This is a genomic window from Wolbachia endosymbiont (group B) of Protocalliphora azurea, assembly GCF_947251865.1.
In the GTDB taxonomy this organism is placed as follows: domain Bacteria; phylum Pseudomonadota; class Alphaproteobacteria; order Rickettsiales; family Anaplasmataceae; genus Wolbachia.
Map to the genome: position 1 here is coordinate 889,806 of NZ_OX366394.1, position 24,868 is coordinate 914,673.

Sequence of the window (24,868 nt, forward strand, 5' to 3'; positions counted from 1 at the left end):
AACTTGTGGTCTAGTAAACCGCAAAAAAATAGTGTAATTGAACTAGTGAAGGGTGAATCCAATCATTGGGGTGTTATTAAAGAAAATGGTAATAAGCAGTTAGTACTGCATACAAACAAAAAGAATATACCAGGAATTATGGATTGGAGAAATATTAATTGTGAAGATCCATCAAAATATTGTGTATATGTCAAATATGACAAAGCTATATTCAAAATTGCTTACAGCCAACCTGTTGCCACGAACGATAATTCGGTATCCTTTATAGTGGACTCGGTAGATGATGGTAAAACTTCGTCTTGTGAATTAGAAGGAATGAAAAAGATGTTGGGTTTAAATAGTAAGCGTACAGTTGGTACTATAGATCAAATATCTCAGAAACCTGAAGTTGCAAGTTCTACATCTAAAGTGCCTGCAAGTGATAGCAAGGTACTAAGCTCAGAAGAACCTAGTAAGTTCATAAATAATCCATCTGAAAAACAACTTATGAAGTCAAAACTTAAAGAACAACTTATGAAGTCAAAACTTATTATACCAACTCTCTAAAGAGTATCTTTTCTTCACAAAAGAGCACCTCCTTTGGTGCTCTTGTTTTCTTTATAAGTTTTCTCCATAGGAGAAAATTGACAAGTTAAATTTTATATGTAATAATTAAGTAAATTCATTAAGGAGTAAAGTATGTGGAAAAGTATACAAAAGCTTTTTAAGTGGATTGCTGATCATACGGGAATTTCGTGGATTACAAAAAAAGTTTCATCAGGTTGGAATTGGTTGTTTAGTAGTAAAGCAAATGCTGCTCAAAAAAGTACATCACCAGAAAGACCTTTAGGTGAGAATGTAAATAAAAGTAATACGTTGCCAAAAACTCTAGATGGTAATCAACTAATACTGCCAAAGCAGATAGATAGACCCAAAGTTTGTCTTGAAGTTATCGATGGTGAACTACTATTAACTATGATAAATAAAAATTATAAAATCCTTGAAGAGAAACATAAGAATCCATGTCAATATAATGAATTTCATGCATTTGTAAGATGTGAAAGTGGAGATTTTCATATTACCGGCCCTTATCTCTCACAGAAAAGTATAGGTGGTGAGAGGAAGTCTGTGTCAATAACTTCAGTAAAGAAACAAATTGATGAAGGTTCTGTATTAAGTAATCCATTAGAAATGATACGTGTGTTGGGCTTAGGTGAAAACAAAGAGTTCGTTAAAGTGGATAAGATAAATTACAAGCCATTAAAAACAAAAAAAACATCAGTAGTAGGTGAACTTGAATTTGAAGGGAATAACTTTTGGTTAAATTTGGAAGAGTGTATAAACATTAAGGATTATAAAGATAGTTTAACCAAGGACGCATATCATCCTAAGTTTCTTGTATATCTAAAGTGTAATAAAGGAGAATATTGCATTACTGGTAGGAGTGTTAATTCTCCTGAGTATGTTAAACATTTAATTGTAGAATCAATAATAAAGAAGAACAAAGATGGGAAGTATATCGATGGCGATAAAATATTAGTTGAATATGATATTGAGCATGTGAAAAAAATGTTAGGATTGGAAAATGGTGTAACAAATGTTAAAGTAGATAGTATATCTAATCAGCCGTTTGGAGTTAAAACACCCACTACTATGGCACAACAAATGGTTAACAATACAACTATTGATCAACTAACACCATTGGCAGTAACAAGAGAATCTTCTACTATCAACATTTTTAACGGAAACTTAGAACTACGTCTTGCAGATGATATTCAACAAAATCTAGAGGATTATAAGCATCCAAGAAACAAAGGTAAATATCGTATGAAAATACACTGCAATAAAAATGATTTTAATATTAATTTTAGTAAAAGAGATAACGATGATGGTTCCGTATCTCTAATTATTAATATACTACAAAAAGATAAACTCCAACTTTTTCATGTATGGCAAATGAAAAAGTCCTTAGGCTTCAAGAAAGGTTCAACATTTGTTGTAATAGATTCTATTGAAAGTTTTAAAGCGCCAACAAATAATGGCGTGCCAAGTTCAGAAACTACTAGTCTGGAAGCAAAGAACGCTAACTGTAATAAATCTCTATTAGTTAATGCACATAAAGAAAAAGATGAGCATAATACTGATGCTAGTCACAAGATAATACAACAAGAGGTTAATAATGAGGATAATGAACAAGAGAAGTTTTATGATGCAGAAAAGGAATTAGATGGTGATTTTCATGATGCATTTTTTATTCCAGAAGAAGCAAGATTGAAGTTTTCTCAAGAATTATCTAACTACTTATCAAAAGCAAGAAGCTCAGAAATAAGAAGATTGCTTTGCGATGAAGTAGTACCAAATTCGTTACTTATTCGACTAATAGTTGAAGAAAAGCTTGCGAGTAATAATTGTTCTTGCTAGTTAATTTCATAAAAGAGCATCTTCTTTGTTGCTCTTTTTTTCTTTATAAGTTTTATTCATAGGGAAAATTGACAAATTAAATTTTATATATAATAATTAAATTATTAATTTAAGGAGTAAAGTATGTGGGAAAGTATAAAAAACTTTTTTCAGTCGATTGCTTATCGTACAGGAATCTCATGGATTACAAAAAAAGTTTCATCAGGTTGGAATTGGTTATTTAGCAGTAAAGCAAATGCTGCTCAAAAAAATATATCACCAAAGAGACCTTCAGATGAGAATGTAAATAAAAGTCCAACTGTTAGCACCCCTATGCAAAATGAGACTGAAGAATCTGTATCTAAAACAGATATAAACGTCGAGCCAGCAGAAAATTTTCCAGAAAGATTAAATGATGAACCTAAAGCGGTAGGTGAGATTAAATTTGAGGATAACCAATTCTTTCTTTCATTAAAGAAACCTTTAGCAGAAGGAGAGTATAAAAATCTCAATTGTCTCAGTGCTAAATCTAGTTTATTGAAAAAACTACTTGTATATGTAAAGTGCGGTAAAAATGAATATAAAATCGTTGGTAATGATACGGGCTTTAGTGAGATCAAAAATGTACTTATAGAAGAAGTAACAAAAAAGAATGAAAATGGCGAGTATTTAAATCTTAATAAAATTAAGAGTAAAAAAGATAACGCCTACAATATAAAAGAAATGTTAGGATTGAAAGATGATGTAACAGAGATTAAAGTAGATAGTATTATATCTAATCAGCCGTTTGAAGGTACAGCGTTGGATAAGCATAATCCTATTGCGGCACAACAAGATGAAAAAGGTACAAAACCAAGTCCAACAGTTGAAGTGCCAGAAGCACAAATATCTAATCCGATCAAAGTAAGAAACGGTTATTATTAAAACAAACCCTTCACAAAAGAGCACCTCCTTTGGTGCTCTTTTTTTCTTTATAAGTTTTCTCCATAGGAGAAAATTGACTAATTACAATTTTTCGTATCAATTTTCAATAGATTCATCGATGTATAGCTATAGTTTTATCAGTGTAAGGCTAAATATGCTAAGCTTATAAAGATGACAAAGCTTCAAAAAAAGCCTAACATAGTGGAAAAAGCTTTATGAAAATCAAAGTTGGAGTAATAGGCTGCTTAGGCAGAATGGGTAAGAAAATACTCAATGAATTAATTACGAATACCAAAGTGGAAATAGCAGGTGCTGTTGCTCGCTTGGGCAGTGAGTATATAGGCTTAGATATTGGGCCTATTGTAGGCAATAATTGCAATTTAGGAATCAAAATTACAAGTTCTATTAGTGAGGTATTTGAATCGTCCGATGTTGTAATAGATTTTACAACTAAAGAATGTATGCTAGAATGCCTTAAGGCGGCCGTGAAATTTAAAAAACCGCTAGTTAGTGGCACAACTGGAATAGAAGGTCTAAATTTAAAAGAATATGCTGCTAAAGTTCCAATATTATGGTCAGCAAATATGAGTATAGGAGTTAATGTGTTGCTGAAATTGGTAAAAGAAGCTGCCAAGCTTTTAGGTAATGAGTATGACGTTGAAATTTGGGAAATGCATCACAATTTAAAAAAGGATTCACCATCTGGAACAGCTATAGAGTTTGGTAAAGCAGTTGCTAACGCTGCAAAAGTGGATTTTGAGCTCAATCAATATTCACATAATAATTCAAATATAAGAGGGAAAGGAGGAATAGGCTTTGCAGTATCTCGTGGAGGTGGAGTAATAGGAGATCACAGTGTCATGTTTGTCAATTCCGATGAACGAGTAGAATTAAATCACAAGGCAATTGATCGTACAACGTTTGCTAGAGGGGCGGTTCAAGCAGCAATATGGTTGTGCGAGAATAAAACTCCAGGACTTTATTCAATGCAGGATTTAGTATGAGCGATAAATACGCTTTCGTTAAAAATTTAAATCTTTGGTATGGCTCTAAACAAGTTTTATTCGATATAAATTTGAATATTTGCAAAAAGAAAGTCACAACTTTGATCGGACCTTCTGGGTGCGGTAAATCGACATTTTTGCGTTGTTTCAATCGTATGAATGATTACGTACCTGGATGTAGAGCGACTGGTGAGCTGGTAATCGATGGGCTGGGTAATATATATTCACGTGATATGGATGTTGTATTGCTCAGAGCAAAAGTTGGTATGGTATTTCAAAAACCCAACCCTTTTCCAAAGTCAATATATGATAATGTTGCTTATGGGCCTAAATTGCATGGCATGGTGAAAAATAAGCAAAAATTAGATGAAATAGTAGAAAGTAGTTTAACTAAGGTTGGTTTATGGGAAGAGTTGAAAGATAGATTGCAAGATAGTGCACTAAATTTATCTGGTGGCCAGCAACAAAGATTATGCATTGCTCGTGCAATTGCAGTAAAGCCAACTATTTTATTAATGGATGAACCATGCTCTGCTCTTGATCCAATGGCAACCAACGCAATCGAAAACCTTATACAAGAGTTAAAATTGAGGTTCACCATAATTATGGTAACTCATTCGATGAAGCAAGCTAAAAAATTATCTGACAGCATAGTTTTCTTTTGCAATGGCAAGATTGTTGAATTCGGAAGTACTCAAGAAATCTTTGAAAATGCTCAGTCTCCTTTAACGAAGGAGTATATTCTGGATCATTAGCTTAATAATTGATATTTTAATTTTTTCTATGTATAATTTTATCAAGTTTATTGTGATAGGGGGTTAAAATGTTTAGTACAAGTGAAGCAACAAAAAAGTTGTTTAAAGCTATTGAATTTCAAAATGCTAGTGGTGAAAGAATAACACCTGAGGAAGCTTGGAATCATTTTCAACAAGCATTGAAAGAAGGAGCGAATGTTAACGCTTTTGAGGATGGGATGACACCTTTGATGTGCATTATTTCAGCTTTTGTTACTAGTAATAACGAGGAACATCAATATTTAGAGCTTATGGCTAAGTTGCTTGTACAGCATAAAAAAATTGATGTAAATATTAAAAGCAAGCAAGCTGTTATGGAGAGAAGACCAAAGGAACATGATGGTTATCCAGTTTACGAATTTGAGGAGAGAGAAGTAGTAGATAGGAGTCCATATCTTCGCTGCATATACCTTGACAATTCACAACCTGTTAATGAAGGATTTATACCTCAAAATTATGCTCGTGCAGAGGAGGAAATTAAGACCGGCAAGAAGGAAAAAAATACAGCTCTACACATTGCTTGCAAGTTGGGAAATGTAAACATGATAGAAATATTACTTACACATCCAAATATCAAACCTAATATTAAAAACTATGAAAACAAAAGTCCAAGAAATTGTATTGCAGGACATGTCAAGAAAGCAATAGAACCAGAATTCCTAAAGATAGAAGCAGTCGCTCAAAAAAGGAAACAAACTAATTATGCTTGTGCTTTTTTGTTATCTGGAGTATTTGCTGTTGGTCTATGTTTCGTAGTTGACAACCCAGTTCCACTTGCTGCAACTTCGTTGCTTTTTTTTGCAATAGGATGTGGTTTTCTGTATAGAGCAAATACAGTTATTAATGATGTAAGCTTCTCTCAAGTTATTGTGAACGAACGTGCTAGTGATTTATCTGTTCAGGTAAGGTGTCATTCCAGCACTTGATGCTGGTTTTCATTTAATCTCATTGAATTTAGCATAAGCTTTGTAAATTTTTCTGGATCCCAGTGTCAGCTACTAGGATGACAGGAGTATGAAATGGGTCTACTTGACCATTTAGTTGTCTTTTCTCGTCTACCTTATTTTATCACTCTGCTGAACGGATACCTTTACTTTTTATGATTTCATTGGCAAGAATACGGCTTTCAAAATCGACACTTATTATGTCAGATAGTGATTTAATATCAGAGTACTTGTCAAAATTTTCTATTGTTGATTTTACTACCTCTAATATTTCTAAGAAACCGATTCGTGACTTCAAAAATTCGTTAACAGCTATCTCATTTGCAGCGTTCAAAACAATACTATTTGTATGTGGAGAAGAAGAATTTAACACTTCCATGCTTAGCTTTAGTGAAGAAAAACATTTGTGGTCTGGTTCTTGAAAGGTCAATTTTTTTTGTTTTGTTAAGTCTAACTTGTAGTTCAAAGTTGATCTTTCTGGCCAAGACAAAGCATATGCAATGGGAATTTCCATATCAGTTTCTGCAAGCACAGCAAAGCTAAACCCATCCTGGTAAACTACAACTCCATGTACTATCGATTCAGGATGCACTACTGCTTCAATTCTATTTGGGCTAATTTTAAACAAATGATGTGCTTCTATTATTTCTAGTGCTTTATTCATCATTGTTGCACTATCAACTGATATTTTCTTTCCCATTTTCCAAGTAGGGTGACTTAGTGCCTGATTTACTGTGATATTTCTTAATTGTTCAAGGCTATAATTTAAAAATGGTCCACCAGAGGCAGTGAGTATAATCTTTTCTACACATTTATCATCATTTTGCAAAACTTGAAAAATTGCGTTGTGTTCAGAGTCGATGGGAATTATTTGTACGCTCCTTTCTTTAGCTTTTTTAAGTAGTAACTTACCACCGCAAACAATACTCTCTTTGTTTGCTAGAGCAATAACTTTAGTACCGCTTTCTATAACCTTTATAACTGGCTCAAGGCCTGCGATGCCAACTATTGCAATAACTGAGAGATCAACGTGTAGAGAAGCAACATTTGCTAGACCTGGAGCACCAACTTCTACTTTGACGTTTGTACCAAGTAGATCTTCTTTTAAATCTTTGTAGAACCTTTCATCAGAAATGGCAGCATATTTTGCATTAAGTAGATTTGCCTGTTGTGCTAGCAGAGCAAAGTTAGAATTGGCACTTAGTGCTTCCACCTGATATTCTTCCTTTCTCTTTAAGAGCAAATCTACAGTCTTTTTTCCAATGCTTCCTGTTGATCCTAAAACTGAAACTTTTTTCACTAATTACAATAAAATCTTCTTAGTTATTTAGTAACCAAGCTCATGATCATCACCAACAGATGGTGAAGGACCAGGTGAAAAAGATTGGCCATGATGATCACCTGCATCATGCATATCATGCAAACCATCAGCACTATGAGCCATTTCATTGCTAGCGTGGGGATAATCATCCGGATGATGCCCCTCATCACCGTAGTCCATACCCATTCCTTCTGATGGCATATCTTCTCCACCTCCACCTGAAAAATATTCAGCAAGACTTTCAAGAAATTTTATGCCAAACATATTACCTGATTTCCCAAATAACGTTACTAGACTGCTACCACTGACCAAACCTTCAAACACATTATTATAAGCAGCAATTGCTCCTTCATGAAAGTTGAACATCCACTTCATTCCATCCACAATTGTTGCAACAGAGTCACTATGACCAAGACCGAAACCACTTTTCTCACTAGCGGCTTCCTGGTGTTGCTGCTGTGCCTGCCATTCTGCAATATTTGGACCTTGTGCTTCACTCATAAACTTTTATTCTAAGCCTTAAGCTATTATTTTACCAAAAACACTGTAAAATATCAATTGTTTAAGAGAGGTTATTATAAAAATAGCTAACACTAAGCTATTTTTATGATTCTGAATACCAAAACATCGATAATGTGCTGTAGTAACAAAGTGATGACTTGAGGTTTAAAACAGCTTCTATTTCTTCTTAGAAGACTGCTCCTCTCTCTTTTCTTTTTATTTTATTATCTTAATATTAACTTACTCATAAATTATTGACAAGTACTAATAATTTAATTATCATTAATATTATATTAATAATGAGGAAGAAAAATGCTTACTAATGATTTATCTAATAGTAACACACCATCATCAGCTCCGCCACCGCCACCTCCTCCTTTACCATCCGGAGGTTTAAAGAATTGGAAACTTCCACAGGATAATAAAAAACCTTCTAATTTGGCTACATCAGGAATTAGCAGTCACACTGAACCAAAAAAAGGTCAATCTAAGAGTCCTGTTCAACAATCATCTCTTAATTTTGCAAACAATCCACTATTTAAGAAAAAACAAGAAGAACATAATGTAAATAGCGAAACTGCAGATGAAGGAAGCAAGAATAGTATTCATGTTAAGAATCCAGAAACCAAAAATAGCGCTCAGTCAAAAGAAGAAGATAATGCGAGTGACAAAACTAAAAATGATAGAAGCAATACTAAACAGGGTGTGCCGAAAAAACCTATGACTGAACAACATAATGGTGTACACTCTGATAGTGAAAATCAAAAGTCATCTGTAGCAGAACAAAAAAAGGCAACTGGCTTAAAATATTCAATTGCTATTTTGTTATTATTTACATCAGGTGCTGTAGCTGGAGTATGCACGTATTTTATGATTTCGGCTGTATCAAGTGGTGTTGCAGTACCAGTGCTTTTTGCAGTTATTGATTCTGTTTCTGCATTGGTTATGTTGAGCTCAGCTGTATATCTTATCAATTCACACATTTCTGCAATAAACAGCGAGAAAGGAGTTGATCCTGGTAGAAAACAATCACAAGATTTACAGAAAGCAAAAGGACTTGAACACAGCAATACTCATACATCATCACTTTCAGTAACGCTTGGAACATCCAGTGCACCAACATCACCTACTCTAAAGAATAATGCTAATAATAAATCCATACCCTCAGGAGGTGGCAAGCAACAAGGAAGTGGAGATTCGATGGCTGATGATTTGTACGAAAGGCTCAAAAAACAAAGAAAAGCAACTAATGGAGAGGACGACGTACAACAGCAAAACAACGAAGTATGTCAAAATCAATCACAAGATTTACAGAAAGCAAAAGAACTTGAACATAGCAATACTCCTACACCATCATTTCCAGTAATGTCTGGAACACCCAGTGCACCGCCACCACCACCTCCTCCATTGCCACAAAATGCTAATGAATCTGAGCATGATCGTTCTGCTCTGTTTGCGCAGATAAGAGAAGGACGTTTTAACTTGAAACATGTTAACAATAAGGACAACGTACAACAGCCAAGTAACCTGGACGGGGCATTCAATAAAATGTTAGCTATGATCCCACCACCACGGAGTCGTAGTAGTAGTGTATCGAGTAGCAGTAGTGAAGAGTCTGAACAAGATTGGAGCGATAATGAAAGTACATATTCAACACCTCTAAACCCTCAACTAGACAATAAAAAAAGAAGGGATAGTTCTGACAGTGGTCATGAATCTGATGATAATGTAAAACCTAAATCCACAACTCCACCACTCCACCACGTTCTACACTAAAGGCAGAGAAGCCACCGATATCGCCTAAGCCTGTTAATTCAAAAACGAAATCTGAAGCTTCTTCTCCAACAAAAACAAATACTGTGGAGCTAGCAAGTAGTGAGATGCAAGAATCGTCTACTGTTTCTGTTCAGGAAATCCGAAAGAGATTTGAATAATAAGGAAATGTCAAGAAAAGCACCATACACTTTCCTTCCTTTTTAAAATAAGTTTACCTAAAGGCCTGATTGTACTAAGATTGCTTAGTACAATCAGATTTATCAAATGCGTTTATCTCAATATTACCTACCAACTTTAAAAGAAACCCCGGCTGGTGCTGAAATTATTTCTCATCAATATTTGTTACGTGCGGGCTTAATCAAGCAGACAGCATCTGGAATTTATTCTTGGCTGCCGCTTGGTCTTTTGGTACTTAAAAATATTGAAAATATTATCAGAGATGAAATTGGTGCGATTGAAGTGTTGATGCCTTGTGTGCAGCCAGCAAGTCTTTGGCGAGAGTCAGGACGTTACGATGATTACGGCAAAGAAATGCTACGTATTAAAGATAGGCATGAAAGCGATATGCTTTTTGGTCCAACACATGAGGAGGTGGTAACTGATTTGATTAGAAATACGGTAAAAAGTTACAAAGATTTACCACTTTGTTTATATCAAATTCAGTGGAAGTTTCGTGACGAAGTAAGACCTCGTTATGGCGTTATGAGAGGCAGGGAATTTCTGATGAAGGATGCATACAGTTTTGATGTAGATTACGAAGGTGCACTGAATTCATATAATTTGATGTATAAAACTTACATAAAAATCTTCAAACGAATGGGGCTTACTCCAATTGGAGTGAGGGCAGATACAGGACCAATTGGAGGAAATTTAAGTCATGAATTTCATATATTGGCAAACACCGGTGAGAGCACTCTATATTATGACAATAAATTTTTTGAATTACTAGAAAGCGAAGATATTGAAAGCCTGAAGAGCATATATGCAGTTGCAGACGATATGCATGATCCTAAAATTTGTCCTATACCGCAAGAACAGTTAAATGTTAGTAAAGGTATTGAAATAGGGCATATTTTTTATTTTGGCGACAAATATTCAAAGCCTATGAAGGCAAGTGTTACTTCTCAAGATGGAAAAAATGTTAACATGCATATGGGTTCGTATGGTATTGGAGTTTCAAGGCTTGTTGGCGCAATAATAGAAGCTTTCCATGATGATAAAGGAATTATCTGGCCAGAGGCAGTAGCTCCTTTTAAAGTTGGTTTGATCAATTTACAAACAAAAGTAACGGAGGCTGCAGATAAAATATACAAAGCTTTGAAAAGCGATGAAGTGCTTTATGATGATACGGACGAAAGTGTAGGAGTGAAATTTGCCAGAATGGATCTGATAGGCTTGCCGTGGCAAATAATTATTGGAAAGAAAGCAGTAACTTCAAATATAGTTGAAGTAAAAAATAGGGCAACTGGAGAGGTACAGGAAATACAAGTTGAAGAAGCAATAAATCGTTTTAGCGCAAAATGATATACGGTATTGGCACTGACATAGTATATATACCCAGAATATTGAGAATATCACAAAAATACGGGGAAAAATTTCTCAATAAAGTCTATACTAAGAAGGAAATAGAGATAAGCAAAAAATATAATAGCCAAGAAGTAAGAGCAAAATATTTTGCTAAACGCTTTGCTGCAAAGGAAGCTTTTGTTAAAGCGCTAGGCACTGGATTCAGCCAAGGAATTATAATGAAAGATATAGAAATATACAGTAATATCAGGGGAAAACCACATCTTGCTATCACAAAGGATTTCATCTCGAAAGACTACAAGATACACCTTTCTCTAAGTGATGATCAAGATTATGCTACTGCGTTTGTTGTAATTTGCGTTGAGTAGATATTGTTTAGTACATATGATTTCAAAAATTTTTTTGAAATTATACTTTGACCTACACAGATCGACCTTTCTGTGAATCCTGGTTTCTGCTTTCTTCAACTTGTTTTGCAAAAGACGTCTCTTGTGTATTCATATGTTGAAGTGGTTTAGCAATTTCGCGCACAACAGCAGCAACTGCAGTTAAAAACGCCTTGAACAATCCACCTAAAACTCCACCAACTGCTTCTCTACCGTACATACGAGCTTGCTTTTCATTGTCATCAGCAGTTTCCCCTGCCCTCCTTCGTGGATCCATTCTATGAGCAATAACTGAAAACAACACCCCCCTAATTGAAGACTTCACTCGTGCTTTTGCCTTCTGAACATCCCCATCACTTGCTACTTCATGTTTTTCCCTACTATTCATTAGCTCCTTTTGTTGTTGAAAACTTAAGATCTCTTCCATCAGTTGTTTCTTTCTCTTTTCCAGAACTCTTTTCTTGGACTCTGATTTATCGCGAGTGTGTTTTGTGGTTTCAAGTTCTACATCAATATCCTCAGATGCTGCTTGGCTATATAAGGTTTCTATGAGCCTATCTATACTTCGCTTTACTTGCATAGTCCTTTCGTAACTATCTAAATTATCAACTCCTTCATCAATTTGACTTAAAATATCCTCGAAAGGTTTTAAATACTCTTTAAATTGCTCTTCGAGCTGATTTTCATTCTTCAAATTCCTTTCTCTTCTGTCATCGCTATTCTCTTCAACATTATCATCGCCTTCTTCGAAAAGATCCTCATCATTCATAATTTTTTTTAATTTATTCCCACTTATTATTATTGTATATGAAAAAATTAAATTAACACTAATGAAAAGTGTTCACAACTTCAGCACTGGCTAAAACTACAGTGAAGCTGTCAAAAGTGGCAGGATCATAATATCTCTCATACAATTCAACCGAACACCTGAGTTTTATCTTCTCCTTAGCATTAAAACTAATCTCATAATCATTATTAGAGTTTAACATTGCAGAATTACGCAATAATTCATCAGCCAATACTGAATTTAAAATGCCATTAATTTTTATTGTAATCTTTCTACTTCCAGCACAATCAAGCACTTTTCTCCAGCCAAAAGAGGAAATATCTTTCATCTCCTCTTTGTTATTACGCAAAGTAAACCTTAAGTTTCGTATATTATTCAGCACAACAAAATTATTGTCATGACCTTTAATTTTCAGCTGTAATTTGCTCATCGCTACCTCCTTGTATTAAAATATCAAAATTAATTGTTGAATGTAAAACTTCATCATGCTGATTTATAACACAATTACTTTCCAAAATGGTCTCACTACTAATGCTCTTTACCACCAAGCCAACATGCTTTATAGCAGCAAGCATGCTGCTTATATGATAAGTATATATGTCGCATGAAAATCTTACTTTTGTAGCAAAATTAGATAGCATATGCAGGTTAACATAATTTACTATGCGCAATCTCAGATAAGGAATAGTAACCTGCTTAGGCAGGTAATCATAGATGTTAGTAACATATTTCTTTAAATCAGAGTTTGCTTTTAATGCTGCATAAATACTATCATACAACTCATTTATAATTTGAATTTTTTCCATCTCACAGATACGTTTACGAAGATTGCAATTTGCAGGTACAACAGATGGTATCATCCTAGTGCTTACTGCACGAACATTATCTGTCAAGAAGATGTCATCCCATCCCCAGACACTGGTTCACTTTATAATGATGTCGTTCCAGTAGCTCTTTCTTGTAATCCCAGTACTGGGATCCAGGAATTTTATTAAGTTGGTAAGCATAAAAGTAGCCGTTTTATTTTAAAATACAACGTTTTGATGATCATGAAAAAACTGGATCCCAGTACTGGGATGACATCGAAGGGGCTACTCGGATGACACCATCTGTTGTATCTGCTATTGAATGACAAACAGGAACTACAAAACAACCTTTGGTTCGCGAAATGGAGAATACACCTTCTTTACCTCAGATAAATGGCTACTTACTTCTGATTCACGATTTTTATAGAGAGCAGAAACATGCTGTATAATACCTAGCTTTATTTGCTCAGGAACACTATCATAACCAGCTTCATATACAACATCAGCCCTTATTATGTTCAAATAATTGAAAAATTCAATATAGCTTCCTATATCACTAAAATAATAACTAAGTTTTCTATTCTTATCAGTAGCCAATATTATTTTATTCACAGGACCATAGCTTAAATATATTCTACGAGGTATATAACCTTCATATGAAACTTGCCACGTTTGCTTTACTAGAGACTTTTCCATATGCCACTGAGCATAATCAGTTGCCATAAAAATAAAACTTGAAATCAACTTATCATCTTGATCATTTTCAATTCGTAAAAAAGATTTAACCTCTCCTAAAGTTACTGGAAAAGATTTAGGCTTAGACTTACGTTGTATATTTATGATTGGATACTTTAGTCTTGTTGACATAACAACCCTCCTTTTCTATATATAGCTAAAATAAGTAAGACTTATCTATAAAAAATCTTACTTATTTTAGTTATCACTTAATATTAAATTGCAGCAGCAACTCTATCGTACAAGTATATTGAGAAGAGAACGTATTAACGCTGTTTCTCCTTTTTTTAGGCCGGATTTTAGTAGATTGACATTCTGAGAATGAATGTTATTGAAAGTGAAGTTTAGCTCTTTAGCAAGTAGACTGCGAAATTTCTGCACACTTTCATATGCGATATTTTCAAGTTCATGTGCAAACTTATCTTGAGCTACAGCTGATATGTCTTCAACTTTCTCATTGAACTCTTCTAGCCTTCTTTCCTTACCTTTAAAATTTTTCGTAAAAGTTTTCATATTAATTGGCCTCAACTATTCTTATAATTATAATGACAATAAAAAGACTACCGAAGTAAAAAATTAGCACTACAATACTGCAAACAACAGCAGCACACCAAACCGGTTCACTTTATAGCGTAAATTCAAGTATGTCATTCAAGTAGCCCTTTTTTGTCATCCCAGTGCCCAGACACTGGGATCCATGTTGCTCACAAGCAAACTAGCATAGAAAGGTGGTACAACGTTTTCGATGAGATTGCAGAAAGGCTGAATTCCAGCATCAAGTGCTATCTCTATAGGACTCCTCACTAATCCAAAATATTAATAAATTTACTAATTATAAAAAAGGCAAAAGGATCCCCACTTAGTGAGTTTGACCCTATAATAATTTAAACTGGCGCTGTAATAATGTGCTAACGCTTAAAATAAGCGCGTTTTGGCTGAATGTAGAAAAAATAAAAAAGACATGCAGCCGCTATAATTTTATGTAATCCGCCAATAAGTACCTTAAGTTTTTTACTGAATTTTTGTTATTGAGCCTGCAGGTCAAAAACAAGTTTTGAGTCATAAATACCCTCAGTGTCATAATAAGGAAAGTTGGCAATATTTGTCAAGTAGTTTTCTTATCTTTTACAGGCATAATTTACATGCTACAATCAAATTTTCATAACTGGTGAATAAAAATGCAAAGAGACAAAATTAAAGTAGAAATAAAAAAGTTATCACATGGCGAAAGCCTGCCTCTTCCCTGTTATGCAACTATGCAGAGTGCTGGCATGGATCTTTATGCTGCATTGAATGACTCTGCTGTTTTAAATCCACTTGAGAGATTACTTGTTCCAACTGGAATTGTGATTGCAATACCAAACGGTTTTGAGGGGCAAATCCGCCCACGTTCTGGGCTTGCTGCAAAACATGGAATCACTGTTTTAAATTCTCCGGGCACTATAGACTCCGATTATCGAGGTGAAGTTAAAGTTTGCCTAATCAATCTAAGTAATCAGCCATATGAAATAAAAAGAGGAGATAGAATTGCACAAATTCTTATCACTCCTGTACCTGAGATAATTTGGAACAACATAGAAGAATTCTATGCAAAAGAAACTGCTCGCAATGAAGGAGGCTTCGGCTCAAGTGGTAGATAATTTATTGTTTATAAGTTGACAATAATAATTCTTTACATACAACTTTAATTAATTTAAATGAGGCAATTATGTTAATTTTTAAAAACCACCGTGGCCAGCTCCACAAAACAAATACTGCACTTTTAGTACTTATACCAATTCCCACTATGCAAAGAACAGATAGACAATAATGGGAAAGAAGTGATAATAAAGTAGATAAAATAGAGAGGTATAAATGGCATTAAGGTCAAAACTATTAGACGAAAAAGTTGTAAATTTGGCGAAAGAAATGTTAAAAAAGGTCAGAAATAACGCATATGTTTCAAAAAAGTTACAAGCGGTGATAGCAGGAAAAGAAAGTAGTATAAGCGCTGTGGCAAGAATATGTAAAATTTCAAGGACTGCTTTGACTGAATGGATAAAGCATCTAAAATTTGGTAGAGTAGAAAGATTATTTGCCCCGTCTCAGCGGCGAAGAAAAAGCAAATTAAAGAAAAATCAACGTGAGCAAATTGAAATATGGGTAGAAAGAAATCCAAATATTACTATTAAGGAAGTGCAGATAAAAATCTCAGAGGAATTTGGCCTAAACATTAGCAAATCAACAGTGCACCGTGAGATACAAAGGATGAAATTTTCTTATATAACACCGAGGCCAATGCACCATAAACAAGATAAAAACAAGCAAGAAGAGTTTAAAAAATACTTCAATAAAATAGTCAATTCCCACCCTGAAAAAGAGGTGTTTTTTTGATGAATCACGATTTGGAACTCATTCAAAAATCGGACACGGATGGTTTAAAAAAGGGGTCAGAACGCAGGTTAAAATGAAAATTGGTAGACAAAATTTCTATATCTACAGTGCGGTAAATCCAAGAAGTGGTAAGAAAATCAGCCTACTTGCTCCATATGTAAACACTGATTGTATGAATATATTTCTGGAGCAGATGTCGAAAGATTTAGGCACGAAAAAAGCCTTTCTTGTAATGGATTGTGCAAGTTGGCATAGATCAAAAAGTTTGAAATTTCAGGAAAACATTACCATTATATACTTGCCTCCTTATTCACCGGAACTGAATCCTGTTGAGAGGTTGTGGCAATATATCAAATACAATACTTTACGTAACAGAGTCTACGATACCATAGGCTTACTTGCAGATGTTCTGTGTAATTTTATTGTCAGTATTTCCAGCACTACTATTAAACGAGTTTGTAATGTTTCTTATTTGTTCGATTAGTAATGGAATTTGGTATTACTTCTCTGTATGTTATAGGCGCAGCAGTAGCACTTTCATCACCATATTTGATGTCTTCAACTTATATACTTGCTCCACTTGCAGCTTTTGCAGCTACACCACTTGGAATGAGTGTTTTAGCATTTGTTACTGTTGCACTGATTAGTTTAGCAATATATTCCTTCATGAAAAATAATGAAATATCTGAACTTAAAGCTCCGAGAATTGTTGCTGGTAGCTCTCAAAGATACCTGATGTTGCAGGTAACAAATAAAGATCTTGAATTTATTGAAAAGAACTATAAGAACGAAAATGGTGAATATACTATAGATTTTACTAACTCAAAAGGCGAAGTATTCAAAGCTGAGAGTTATGGTCAGATCAGATATATTGATAATCCTGATCCAATCTTGCTTGGCAACACTAAACTCCTTGATATACATCAGCTATACAAGAAGAAAGGGGATAGTACATTTGAACAGATAAATTGTGGACAGGAGTTAAAAACGTTAGGTTTAAACGTTGAAGAAAATAATGTTCAAGAACTAACCATCGAATTTGTGCCAAGCTCAACTGTTAAATCATCAAAAGTTGAACAACAACAACAAGAGGAAGGAAAACCATTAAAAATTTTAGTATAAAATAGGCAGACTAAATAAGTCTGCCCTTCACTTTTTAGTGTTAGGTTACTTAAGCTTATTATAGAAGCTGTCTCAAAAAATAGATATTCACATACTTGTAAGAAATTTGCTAAGGATTTTTATTTAGTCTGACTGCATCCTTTACCTTATCTAACAACCCATTAATAAAGCCAATTTTGTTTGGAGCATCAAGTAAATCAGATGCAATGTTAGTATATTCATTAATAACAATTGGTGCTGGTGTATCAAAATCAATTAACTCACATACTGCAATACGCAAAATAGATAAGCTTATAAGATTTAATCGTGAAAGTGACCAGCTTGGGTGTAAATAAGACTCTATTATTTTATCATATTCTTCACTGCTTTTTATAACCTTACATAACAAGTTTTCTAAGAACTGATGTTCAAATTCTTCACATTCAAATATATCTTTCAACGTACTTATGTAGTCCTTAAGCTCACAATTTTCCAATTTAAAAGTGCTTTTGTTGTAACTTACAAAAATATTTGAATAAGCAATTTGTACAGCAAGAAATCTTGCCGTACTTCTTTTTATGCGCCACTTTTTATCTACTGGTTTTTCCTCCATTATTTTAATTTATTGTGTAGATCTATCATATGCAAAACAGTTGAGGCTGCATGGCCACCAACGTTCTTTTTATTTTTGTCAGCTCTAATTAGTGCTTTATCTTTACTATCTGCTGTGATTATTCCCATACCAAGAGGTATTGCATGATGCATAACAATTGCATTTAAGCCTTCGATTACTCCTTTACAAACGTATTTATAATGATCAGTTTCACCACGAATTACACATCCAAGAGCTAAATAACCATCATAATTAGTATTCTTGCCTTTGACCGCAAAAAGAATTGCAGCTGGTATCTCAAACGTACCAGGCGCTTTAATTATCTCGTAACCAATATTATTTCCTTTGAATTTATCAGTTGCACCCTCAAGCAAAAGGTTTGCTATTTCAGTATAATAAACTGAATTAACTATTAGTATTTTCGACATTCATTCCTACTTTTCTTGTTAAAAGCAACTTTATTAATGATTGTTGAACCAGAGTTATAATATTACTAAATATCCAATATATTACCAGGCCGGCAGGAAAAGAAGAAAAAATAAAGACAGAAATGTAAGGTAAAAACTTCATAACATTTACTTGAATATCATCTTTACTGGTTTGATCTTTCTCACTTAGCTTCTGCTGAATTATCATGGTAGCGCCGAAAATTATAGGTAAAATGCCTATAGAAATAGGAAAGTTATAATTAAACAACCCAAATAATGTAAAAATGTTTGTTGGATCAGAAGCTGAAAGATCCTTAATCCATAAATAAAAAGGGGCGTGTCTCATCTCTATAGTAACAAATAATACTTTATACAGAGCAAAAAATACTGGTATTTGTATGAGCATAGGGAAAATGCTCGACATTGGATTTACATTGTTTCTCTTGAACAACGCAATTGTCTCTTTGTGCTGCTTTAAGCTGTCATTTTTGTACAACTCTTTTATACGAGTTAATTCAGGCTGCAGGCTTTTCACCTTGAACATCGAAATATATGATCTATTAGATAAGGGAAGCATCAAAAGTTTGATTACTAAAGTTAGCAATAATATTGCTAAGCCAAAATTTTTCAAAACAAAGTTAAAATATTCAAGCAGTAAAAACACCGGCTTGGTTATAAAATAAAGAACACCAAAATCTACAGCCTTATCAAACAAAGGTATATTGAGAGTGTCTTTATAAGAATCAAGTAAATTCAATTTCTTTGCCCCAGCAAAAAAGTAGTTCAGAGTAGAAACACTTGCACCAGGGAGTATGTGTTTGTAAGGTTTAACAAAATCTACTTGAAACTTATCAATGTTATTAACATTCGTATGCTTAATACTTACATTTATTTGATCAGATTTTTCAGGTATGATAGCTGTAAACCAATATTTATCAGCAAAACCAAACCAACTTTTTTCACTTGTGCTGGCCTTTATTAAACGTTTCTTGGAAATATCCTTATATGTCCACTCCTCTAGTTTATTGTTAAATGCACCTAGTACTCCTTCATGTGATATCCAATAGGATTCGTTAATATTATCACGTTTACGATTGATTTTACCATAGGGAACCAAAACTACATTATCTTTTGTATTGTTTTCAATAATTTGCTCAACTTTAAACATGTAGTTATCGTCAAGGCTAATTTTCATTCTAAATAAAATGCCATTTTCATTATCCCAAAATAAATTGACCTCTTTTTGATTGAGTTTATCTGCTTGCCATACTGTTTTAGAATCTGGAACTTTAATCTTTTCATTCGGATCGAGCCACCCAAATTCTGCGAAATATACATCTTTTGATTCTGCAGGTGACAGTAACACCACTTGTGGAGAAGAAGAACTCGGTTCTAAGTGGTAGTTAGTTAAGATTAAGTCATCAAACCTTGCACCTTTCAGAGAAATTGATCCTTCAAGCATGTTATTGGTTAAATTAACTCTCTGTTCTCTAGTAGAATTAATAATTTCAGAACGATTTTGGTATATCATAGGAGCAAGGTCGTTAGAAGATTCGATATGTTCAATATTTTCAATCGATGGTTGGCTTTGGCTCGTGTTAAGAAAATTATCATAAATAATATGCCATAATACTATAATCAATATAGAAAGAATTGTTGCTAAAATTAAATTTTTTGCTTCTGACATGAAATTAAATCGAACATACCTCCTTAAAGTATATATTAAATATTGTACTAAAACAATAAAATTTACTTATTTTTAATAATAGCTTTTAACGCTAATCTTAAAAATTTACTCTTATGGCTTCAAATTTTAATAATATGAATGCAGCAAAAAATCTAGTTATTTGGCTACTGATAATAGTCATTACTGCAATGTTTATTGATTCACAAGGGGATAAACTAAGCAATAGGTTTCTGAGCACTTTTCTACCGTACAAAGGAAGGGTTCAAAATGGCGGAAGTATTGAATTTACAAAGTCATACGATGGACACTTTTATATTCAAGCTCAAGTCAATGATCGTAATATAACGTTTTTGCTTGATACCGGAGCAACTGATATTGTTCTATCGCAAAAAGATGCGTTACATGCTGGTATTAACTTACAAAACATTCAAGACTTTAAAATATATGAAACTGCAAAAGGTCAAATAAAAGCTGGTGTTGTTCACATCCCTCAAGTTAAAATAGGAAATTTTTTAATTAATGATGTACACGCTAGTGTTAATACTCACTCTATGTCCCATTCATTACTTGGTATGAGCTTTTTGAGATATTTTCATTTCACTATTAGGGATAATAAGCTAATATTATATCGTAGTTAAACGTTCTATACTCTACTTATCAACGCTCTGCAGGTCAATATAGGAGCAGAGATAAATATTGCGGAACAGGTGCCGATTGCAATGCCAAAAGAAATGATTAAGCAGAAGTCTCTGACCACACCTGTACAAATCAGCACTAAAGGAAGAGCAGCAAGAAGAGTAGTACCTGAAGTTAACATAGTACGAAATAGTGTAGAATTAATGCTAGCATCAACTATTTCATCCATTTCTACATCTTTTCTATTTTTTTTATACTCTCGAATCCGATCGTATATAACCACTGAATTATTGATTGAATAGCCAATCACGGTAAGTAGAGCTGCAACTGATGAAATATTAAACTCAATACTCGTTAAGCTGATAAAGCCAAGAGTTAAAATCACATCATGGATCAGTGCCATTATTCCACCAAGTCCACACTGCCAGCTAAATCTAAGCCAAACATAAAAAAATATTCCAATAATTGCAATTAACATGGCTGATATCCCTTCAAATATCTGCGTTGAGCCTATTTGTGGACCAACATAATCTATTTTACGATAAGTTACTAAATTACCTAATTTGCTTTCTAATATACTTTTAACCTTTTTAATTTTATCTTCATCTCCCTCATCTTTAAACCGCACAACTAAGTTATCACCAGCTTTTGAACTCTGTATCGTAAATCCACTCTCTTTTAATATACCGAGAATAGCATCATCCTTGCTTGAAGATTTTATCTCTATCAAAATTCCACCTGTAAAGTCTATACCCAAATTCATTCCACGCAGCATAAAAGTAAGCATTGAAAAAATGATAAGAATAACGCTAACAAGTGCTGTCAAATTTCTATATTTACTAAATCTTATATCAAGATTATCTGGAATAAGTCTAATTGCCATATTTCCTACTTAAATTGTGATTTTATATACTTTTTAAGCAATCGACTAGCTATTTTCTCTTAGCTTATACTAATAATGATCTTTGATTTACTTAATCTACTTGAACAAGATATTTGATCAAAAAAATGAAAACAGCCTGGTTGTCATTAATAAAGTGCTACTTAAACATCTTTTTTAATCGATTGATTTCATCAGCAAATTTTGGGTCAGTTCTTATGAAATTTTCCACTTGTTTGACTGCGTGTATAACAGTAGCATGATCTCTACCACCAAAATTTCTTCCAATATCTGGTAAACTTTTTTGCGTAAACTTCTTTGCGAAATACATAGCTATTTGTCTCGGCCTCGCAAGACTGCGGAGCCTTCTATTAGATTGCATATCTGCAATCTTTATATTGAAAAATTCAGCTATTTTTTTCTGTATTTCTTCTATTGTGATTGACCTATGATTTGACCTAAGAAGATCAATTAGGGTCTCACTAGCTGATTCTACTGTCATGCTTCTTCCAATTAAAGAGGTATGAGCAACCTTATTTAATGCTCCTTCTAGTTCTCTTATATTGGATTTTATATTCCTTGCCAAAAATTCTAGGACATCCTTTGGAACATACATATTCATTCGTTCCACTTTCGCCTGCAATATACCAAGTCTTAATTCAAAAGTTGTTTCATTAATATCTGCAACTAATCCCCAACCAAGTCGTGATTTTATTCTTTCTTCTACTCCATCAAGATCACTAGGAGACCTATCAGCTGATATAACCAATTGTTTATTTTGGTCTATCAATGCATTGAAAGTGTGAAAAAATTCTTCTTGTGTACTATCTTTACCACTGATAAATTGCACATCATCTACCATCAATACATCTACTGATCTAAATTGCTCTTTAAATAACATAATATCTTTGCTCCGCAGCGCCGTAATATATTGATACATAAATTTCTCTGCTGATAAATATACCACTTTTCTTTTTGCTGACGGAGAATTGACTATGTCCCAAGCTATAGCATGCATTAAATGTGTTTTACCAAGTCCCACTCCACCATATAGAAATAAAGGGTTGCTTCCTGATATTGGATCTATAGATTCCGCTACACGCTTTGCCGCTGTAAATGCTAACTCATTTGACTTTCCTACCACAAAATTATCAAAAGTGAATCTGGTATCTAGTGGTGAACCAAGATTATGATTATTTTCCTCTCTATTTTTTAGTATCGTATTAGAATTTGAATTTCTTTCTTCAATTAATTGAATATCAATAGAACATACACTTTGATCTTCGCTTTGCCATAATGACAATATTTTTTCCATGTAGTGAACTGTAATCCACTCCTTTATAAATCTTGTTGGTACAGACAACAAAACTTCTCCATTTCTGTTGCTGATAAATCTTAGTGAACTCAGCCAGCTGTTATATGTTGCTTCTCCATAGAGATTATGGAGATAATTTTGGATTTTTTCCCAAGTAACATTGTGGTCCGTTACTGTAATAATCTGATCAAAAAACATAGTAGAAACCTTAGGGTTAGTTAAGTTCATATACCACACCAAGAAAGAATAATAATCAGAAAGATGCAAGATAATCAATAGCTTACTGTAAGATAAAAAGCTAACACTACTTAATACATATCTAAAATTATGAGGATTTTTTGACGAGTTGTAAAGAGTATAAAAGCACTAAAATTGATCATTTTTTTGAAATAAAAACAATCAATTTGTAAATGTCGCTTGTACCGAGGATTAGAAGTATGTTATTAAAAAATAGTAATATATTATGTATAAATAAGATATTAAATTTACTGATAAATAAGTAAAGTACTTGTATAAATATAGCTGATTTAGTATAAATTTATTGAAGTAAATTTGTGATTATATTAAGTAATTTGAGTCATAATACTGTATTCGGTATTGAACTGGAGTTTTACACTGAGGGAATAAAAAAAGAATATTTATTTCTGAATAGCATCAAAAATAAAATAGCTTCTCTTGGATTTTTTTGTGAGAAAGAGAGTTCTTTAAACCAATACGAGATAAAAAGTAATTGTTATACGAGTCCTGATAATTTAATTATGCATTTTGAGTTAGTAAAAAAATTACTGATTGGAACAGCACAAGAGTTCGATGGTAATGTTTCTTTTAAAGCAAAACCTTATTTGGATAGAGCAGGCAGCGCACTAAATGTACATGTTAGCCTCATGGATTCAAATAATAATAACTTATTTTATGGCAATAAGCAAAAATATAGTGACCACCTGATTCACAGCATAGGTGGATTATGTGCAATGATGAAAAAACATATGTTGTTTTTTGCTCCAAATGATGATTCATATTTAAGATTTCAGTACCCAGATATTCATACTCCAACTACGATTAGTTGGGGAGTGAATAACAGAACTGCTGCGATAAGAATTCCCTATTTTGGCAACGATTCCAAAAGATGCCGCCTAGAGCACCGTGTTCCTGGAGCAGATTGTAACCTTGAAAAAGTACTCACAGCAATAACTGAAGGTATAGTTTTTGGTATAGAGAACAAAATTGCTCCGCCAAATAGAGTGTATGGCATTGCATCTGATCCTCAATATAAGATGGAGAGTTTGATATAGCAACTACCTGTTAAACCCTAACCCATTAAACTCCTTTGAGGTAATTGGCCATTCTAGCACTTTCCTCACATCATTATTTACATTCCCATACTGTAATAGCAAGTCTGCAGCAGATAGTTTCTGCGTACTTTTAGATGATCCAAGCCCTATATTGGTAAGGTTGCTCGGTGGCTGCTCAGGAAGTGGATTACCAAGTGCATCCATGTGTTTAGGTAAAGGTTCCATAACAATATTTGTAGCACTAGAAACGAAATGACTATCTGTAGTATCAGCACTTTTAGAAAGTGAATTACCTTTGAAATCCATATGTTTAGGTAGTCCATTTTTCATTTCTTCTTCTGCTCTTTTATTTTTTAATTCTTCTTCTAGCTCAGTTTCAGTTCTTTTTGGTTCTTTTACGGTATCTTTTTCTTCACCTTCATCAACACTGCTATACCCTTCATCTTCTGACATATCATCAGTTTTAACAGACTTAGGTCTTGCTTTATTAAGCAATGAAAGTAATGCGTAAGTAACTGCAGCAGCAGTAACTATAATGGCTATCTTTGCAGCAATGTGAATCACTGTCAAAAATACTAAGGTTGATGAAAGCCCAATCAACCCAGATACGATCACTTTATTCTTGCCTTCTGTCACACTTAAAACTGCTACCATAATAA

The 24,868-nt window shown here is 33.6% G+C and carries 27 protein-coding genes; 14 read left to right on the top strand and 13 right to left on the bottom strand.

Annotated elements, in window-relative coordinates:
- The first annotated feature begins 3 nt into the window (after nucleotides 1–3).
- The 6 genes from OPR35_RS04235 (at nucleotide 4) to OPR35_RS04260 (ending at nucleotide 6,027) form a co-directional block, all read left to right on the top strand.
- On the top strand, nucleotides 4–546 hold the full coding sequence (locus tag OPR35_RS04235; protein ID WP_265024716.1) for a hypothetical protein: 543 nt from the start codon (nucleotides 4–6) through the stop codon (nucleotides 544–546).
- Nucleotides 547–678: 132 nt separating this feature from the next.
- Nucleotides 679–2,400 (top strand): hypothetical protein, encoded by a 1,722-nt coding sequence (locus OPR35_RS04240; protein ID WP_265024717.1) that lies wholly within the window; start codon nucleotides 679–681, stop codon nucleotides 2,398–2,400.
- Between the two features lie 123 nt (nucleotides 2,401–2,523).
- Complete coding sequence (locus OPR35_RS04245; RefSeq protein ID WP_019236315.1) at nucleotides 2,524–3,303, top strand: hypothetical protein; 780 nt, start codon at nucleotides 2,524–2,526, stop codon at nucleotides 3,301–3,303.
- A gap of 215 nt (nucleotides 3,304–3,518) precedes the next feature.
- Nucleotides 3,519–4,307, top strand: a complete 789-nt coding sequence (gene dapB / locus OPR35_RS04250; RefSeq protein ID WP_052264993.1) for a 4-hydroxy-tetrahydrodipicolinate reductase — start codon at nucleotides 3,519–3,521, stop codon at nucleotides 4,305–4,307.
- Complete coding sequence (pstB, locus tag OPR35_RS04255; protein ID WP_265024718.1) at nucleotides 4,304–5,062, top strand: phosphate ABC transporter ATP-binding protein PstB; 759 nt, start codon at nucleotides 4,304–4,306, stop codon at nucleotides 5,060–5,062. The genes dapB and pstB overlap by 4 nt, the downstream gene beginning before the upstream one ends.
- A gap of 68 nt (nucleotides 5,063–5,130) precedes the next feature.
- Nucleotides 5,131–6,027 (top strand): ankyrin repeat domain-containing protein, encoded by an 897-nt coding sequence (locus tag OPR35_RS04260; protein WP_019236312.1) that lies wholly within the window; start codon nucleotides 5,131–5,133, stop codon nucleotides 6,025–6,027.
- A 142-nt stretch (nucleotides 6,028–6,169) separates the two neighbouring features.
- On the opposite strand, the gene dxr is transcribed toward OPR35_RS04260, so the two are convergent.
- Both dxr and OPR35_RS04270 read right to left on the bottom strand, forming a co-directional pair.
- The gene (gene dxr, locus OPR35_RS04265) at nucleotides 6,170–7,345 is read right to left on the bottom strand and encodes a 1-deoxy-D-xylulose-5-phosphate reductoisomerase (RefSeq protein WP_265024719.1); all 1,176 of its coding nucleotides are present in this window, start codon (nucleotides 7,343–7,345) and stop codon (nucleotides 6,170–6,172) included.
- Between the two features lie 27 nt (nucleotides 7,346–7,372).
- Nucleotides 7,373–7,867, bottom strand: coding sequence for a hypothetical protein (locus tag OPR35_RS04270; protein WP_007302735.1), 495 nt, complete (start codon nucleotides 7,865–7,867; stop codon nucleotides 7,373–7,375).
- A 312-nt stretch (nucleotides 7,868–8,179) separates the two neighbouring features.
- On the opposite strand from OPR35_RS04270, the gene OPR35_RS04275 reads away from it, so the two are divergent.
- From OPR35_RS04275 to OPR35_RS04285, 3 genes are all read left to right on the top strand, one after another.
- A complete protein-coding gene (locus OPR35_RS04275) occupies nucleotides 8,180–9,643 on the top strand; it encodes a hypothetical protein (protein ID WP_265024720.1) in 1,464 nt (487 codons plus the stop codon).
- Nucleotides 9,644–9,907: 264 nt separating this feature from the next.
- The gene (gene proS, locus OPR35_RS04280; RefSeq protein ID WP_265024721.1) at nucleotides 9,908–11,167 is read left to right on the top strand and encodes a proline--tRNA ligase; all 1,260 of its coding nucleotides are present in this window, start codon (nucleotides 9,908–9,910) and stop codon (nucleotides 11,165–11,167) included.
- Nucleotides 11,164–11,538: a holo-[acyl-carrier-protein] synthase gene (locus OPR35_RS04285; RefSeq protein WP_007302804.1), complete on the top strand. Its 375-nt coding sequence runs from the start codon at nucleotides 11,164–11,166 to the stop codon at nucleotides 11,536–11,538. The genes proS and OPR35_RS04285 overlap by 4 nt, the downstream gene beginning before the upstream one ends.
- Nucleotides 11,539–11,590: 52 nt before the next feature.
- On the opposite strand, the gene OPR35_RS04290 is transcribed toward OPR35_RS04285, so the two are convergent.
- The 5 genes from OPR35_RS04290 to OPR35_RS04310 form a co-directional block, all read right to left on the bottom strand.
- The gene (locus OPR35_RS04290; RefSeq protein WP_006013937.1) at nucleotides 11,591–12,325 is read right to left on the bottom strand and encodes a hypothetical protein; all 735 of its coding nucleotides are present in this window, start codon (nucleotides 12,323–12,325) and stop codon (nucleotides 11,591–11,593) included.
- Nucleotides 12,326–12,383: 58 nt separating this feature from the next.
- Entirely contained in the window at nucleotides 12,384–12,773 is a 390-nt protein-coding gene (locus OPR35_RS04295; protein ID WP_007302803.1) for a phage tail tube protein, read from the bottom strand.
- The gene (gene gp17, locus OPR35_RS04300) at nucleotides 12,748–13,149 is read right to left on the bottom strand and encodes a tail completion protein gp17 (protein WP_033445336.1); all 402 of its coding nucleotides are present in this window, start codon (nucleotides 13,147–13,149) and stop codon (nucleotides 12,748–12,750) included. The genes OPR35_RS04295 and gp17 overlap by 26 nt, the downstream gene beginning before the upstream one ends.
- Nucleotides 13,150–13,485: 336 nt before the next feature.
- The gene (locus OPR35_RS04305; RefSeq protein WP_007302801.1) at nucleotides 13,486–14,016 is read right to left on the bottom strand and encodes a head-tail connector protein; all 531 of its coding nucleotides are present in this window, start codon (nucleotides 14,014–14,016) and stop codon (nucleotides 13,486–13,488) included.
- A gap of 102 nt (nucleotides 14,017–14,118) precedes the next feature.
- On the bottom strand, nucleotides 14,119–14,397 hold the full coding sequence (locus OPR35_RS04310; protein WP_264685020.1) for a hypothetical protein: 279 nt from the start codon (nucleotides 14,395–14,397) through the stop codon (nucleotides 14,119–14,121).
- A gap of 665 nt (nucleotides 14,398–15,062) precedes the next feature.
- On the opposite strand from OPR35_RS04310, the gene dut reads away from it, so the two are divergent.
- The 3 genes from dut (at nucleotide 15,063) to OPR35_RS04325 (ending at nucleotide 17,379) form a co-directional block, all read left to right on the top strand.
- Nucleotides 15,063–15,524: a dUTP diphosphatase gene (gene dut / locus OPR35_RS04315; RefSeq protein WP_052264873.1), complete on the top strand. Its 462-nt coding sequence runs from the start codon at nucleotides 15,063–15,065 to the stop codon at nucleotides 15,522–15,524.
- A gap of 214 nt (nucleotides 15,525–15,738) precedes the next feature.
- Nucleotides 15,739–16,741, top strand: a protein-coding gene (locus OPR35_RS04320) for an IS630 family transposase (protein ID WP_230608967.1) whose coding sequence is annotated in 2 segments (ribosomal slippage) — nucleotides 15,739–16,248 and nucleotides 16,250–16,741 — 1,002 coding nt in all. Because the reading frame shifts where the segments join, the coding sequence is not laid out codon by codon here.
- A 2-nt stretch (nucleotides 16,742–16,743) separates the two neighbouring features.
- Nucleotides 16,744–17,379, top strand: coding sequence for a hypothetical protein (locus tag OPR35_RS04325; protein ID WP_265024722.1), 636 nt, complete (start codon nucleotides 16,744–16,746; stop codon nucleotides 17,377–17,379).
- A gap of 109 nt (nucleotides 17,380–17,488) precedes the next feature.
- Here the strand turns inward: OPR35_RS04325 and nusB are convergent, their stop codons facing one another.
- The 3 genes from nusB to yidC are packed head-to-tail and all read right to left on the bottom strand — an operon-like array spanning nucleotide 17,489 to nucleotide 20,086.
- Complete coding sequence (nusB, locus tag OPR35_RS04330) at nucleotides 17,489–17,971, bottom strand: transcription antitermination factor NusB (protein ID WP_006014794.1); 483 nt, start codon at nucleotides 17,969–17,971, stop codon at nucleotides 17,489–17,491.
- Nucleotides 17,971–18,399 carry a 6,7-dimethyl-8-ribityllumazine synthase gene (locus tag OPR35_RS04335; RefSeq protein ID WP_007302797.1) on the bottom strand — a complete coding sequence of 143 codons (429 nt, stop codon included), beginning with the start codon at nucleotides 18,397–18,399 and terminating at the stop codon, nucleotides 17,971–17,973. The genes nusB and OPR35_RS04335 overlap by 1 nt, the downstream gene beginning before the upstream one ends.
- On the bottom strand, nucleotides 18,377–20,086 hold the full coding sequence (yidC, locus tag OPR35_RS04340) for a membrane protein insertase YidC (protein ID WP_007302796.1): 1,710 nt from the start codon (nucleotides 20,084–20,086) through the stop codon (nucleotides 18,377–18,379). The genes OPR35_RS04335 and yidC overlap by 23 nt, the downstream gene beginning before the upstream one ends.
- A 113-nt stretch (nucleotides 20,087–20,199) precedes the next feature.
- Between yidC and OPR35_RS04345 the strand changes: the two genes are divergently transcribed.
- Nucleotides 20,200–20,724, top strand: a complete 525-nt coding sequence (locus tag OPR35_RS04345; protein ID WP_007302795.1) for a TIGR02281 family clan AA aspartic protease — start codon at nucleotides 20,200–20,202, stop codon at nucleotides 20,722–20,724.
- Nucleotides 20,725–20,729: 5 nt separating this feature from the next.
- Here the strand turns inward: OPR35_RS04345 and secF are convergent, their stop codons facing one another.
- Together secF and dnaA are read right to left on the bottom strand one after the other, a co-directional pair.
- Nucleotides 20,730–21,605, bottom strand: a complete 876-nt coding sequence (gene secF / locus OPR35_RS04350) for a protein translocase subunit SecF (protein ID WP_007302794.1) — start codon at nucleotides 21,603–21,605, stop codon at nucleotides 20,730–20,732.
- A 157-nt stretch (nucleotides 21,606–21,762) separates the two neighbouring features.
- Nucleotides 21,763–23,145: a chromosomal replication initiator protein DnaA gene (gene dnaA, locus OPR35_RS04355; RefSeq protein WP_012481713.1), complete on the bottom strand. Its 1,383-nt coding sequence runs from the start codon at nucleotides 23,143–23,145 to the stop codon at nucleotides 21,763–21,765.
- Between the two features lie 326 nt (nucleotides 23,146–23,471).
- Between dnaA and OPR35_RS04360 the strand changes: the two genes are divergently transcribed.
- Entirely contained in the window at nucleotides 23,472–24,209 is a 738-nt protein-coding gene (locus tag OPR35_RS04360; protein ID WP_265024723.1) for a type I glutamate--ammonia ligase, read from the top strand.
- Between the two features lie 3 nt (nucleotides 24,210–24,212).
- On the opposite strand, the gene OPR35_RS04365 is transcribed toward OPR35_RS04360, so the two are convergent.
- Nucleotides 24,213–24,863 carry a hypothetical protein gene (locus OPR35_RS04365; RefSeq protein ID WP_265024724.1) on the bottom strand — a complete coding sequence of 217 codons (651 nt, stop codon included), beginning with the start codon at nucleotides 24,861–24,863 and terminating at the stop codon, nucleotides 24,213–24,215.
- Between the last annotated feature and the right edge of the window lie 5 nt (nucleotides 24,864–24,868).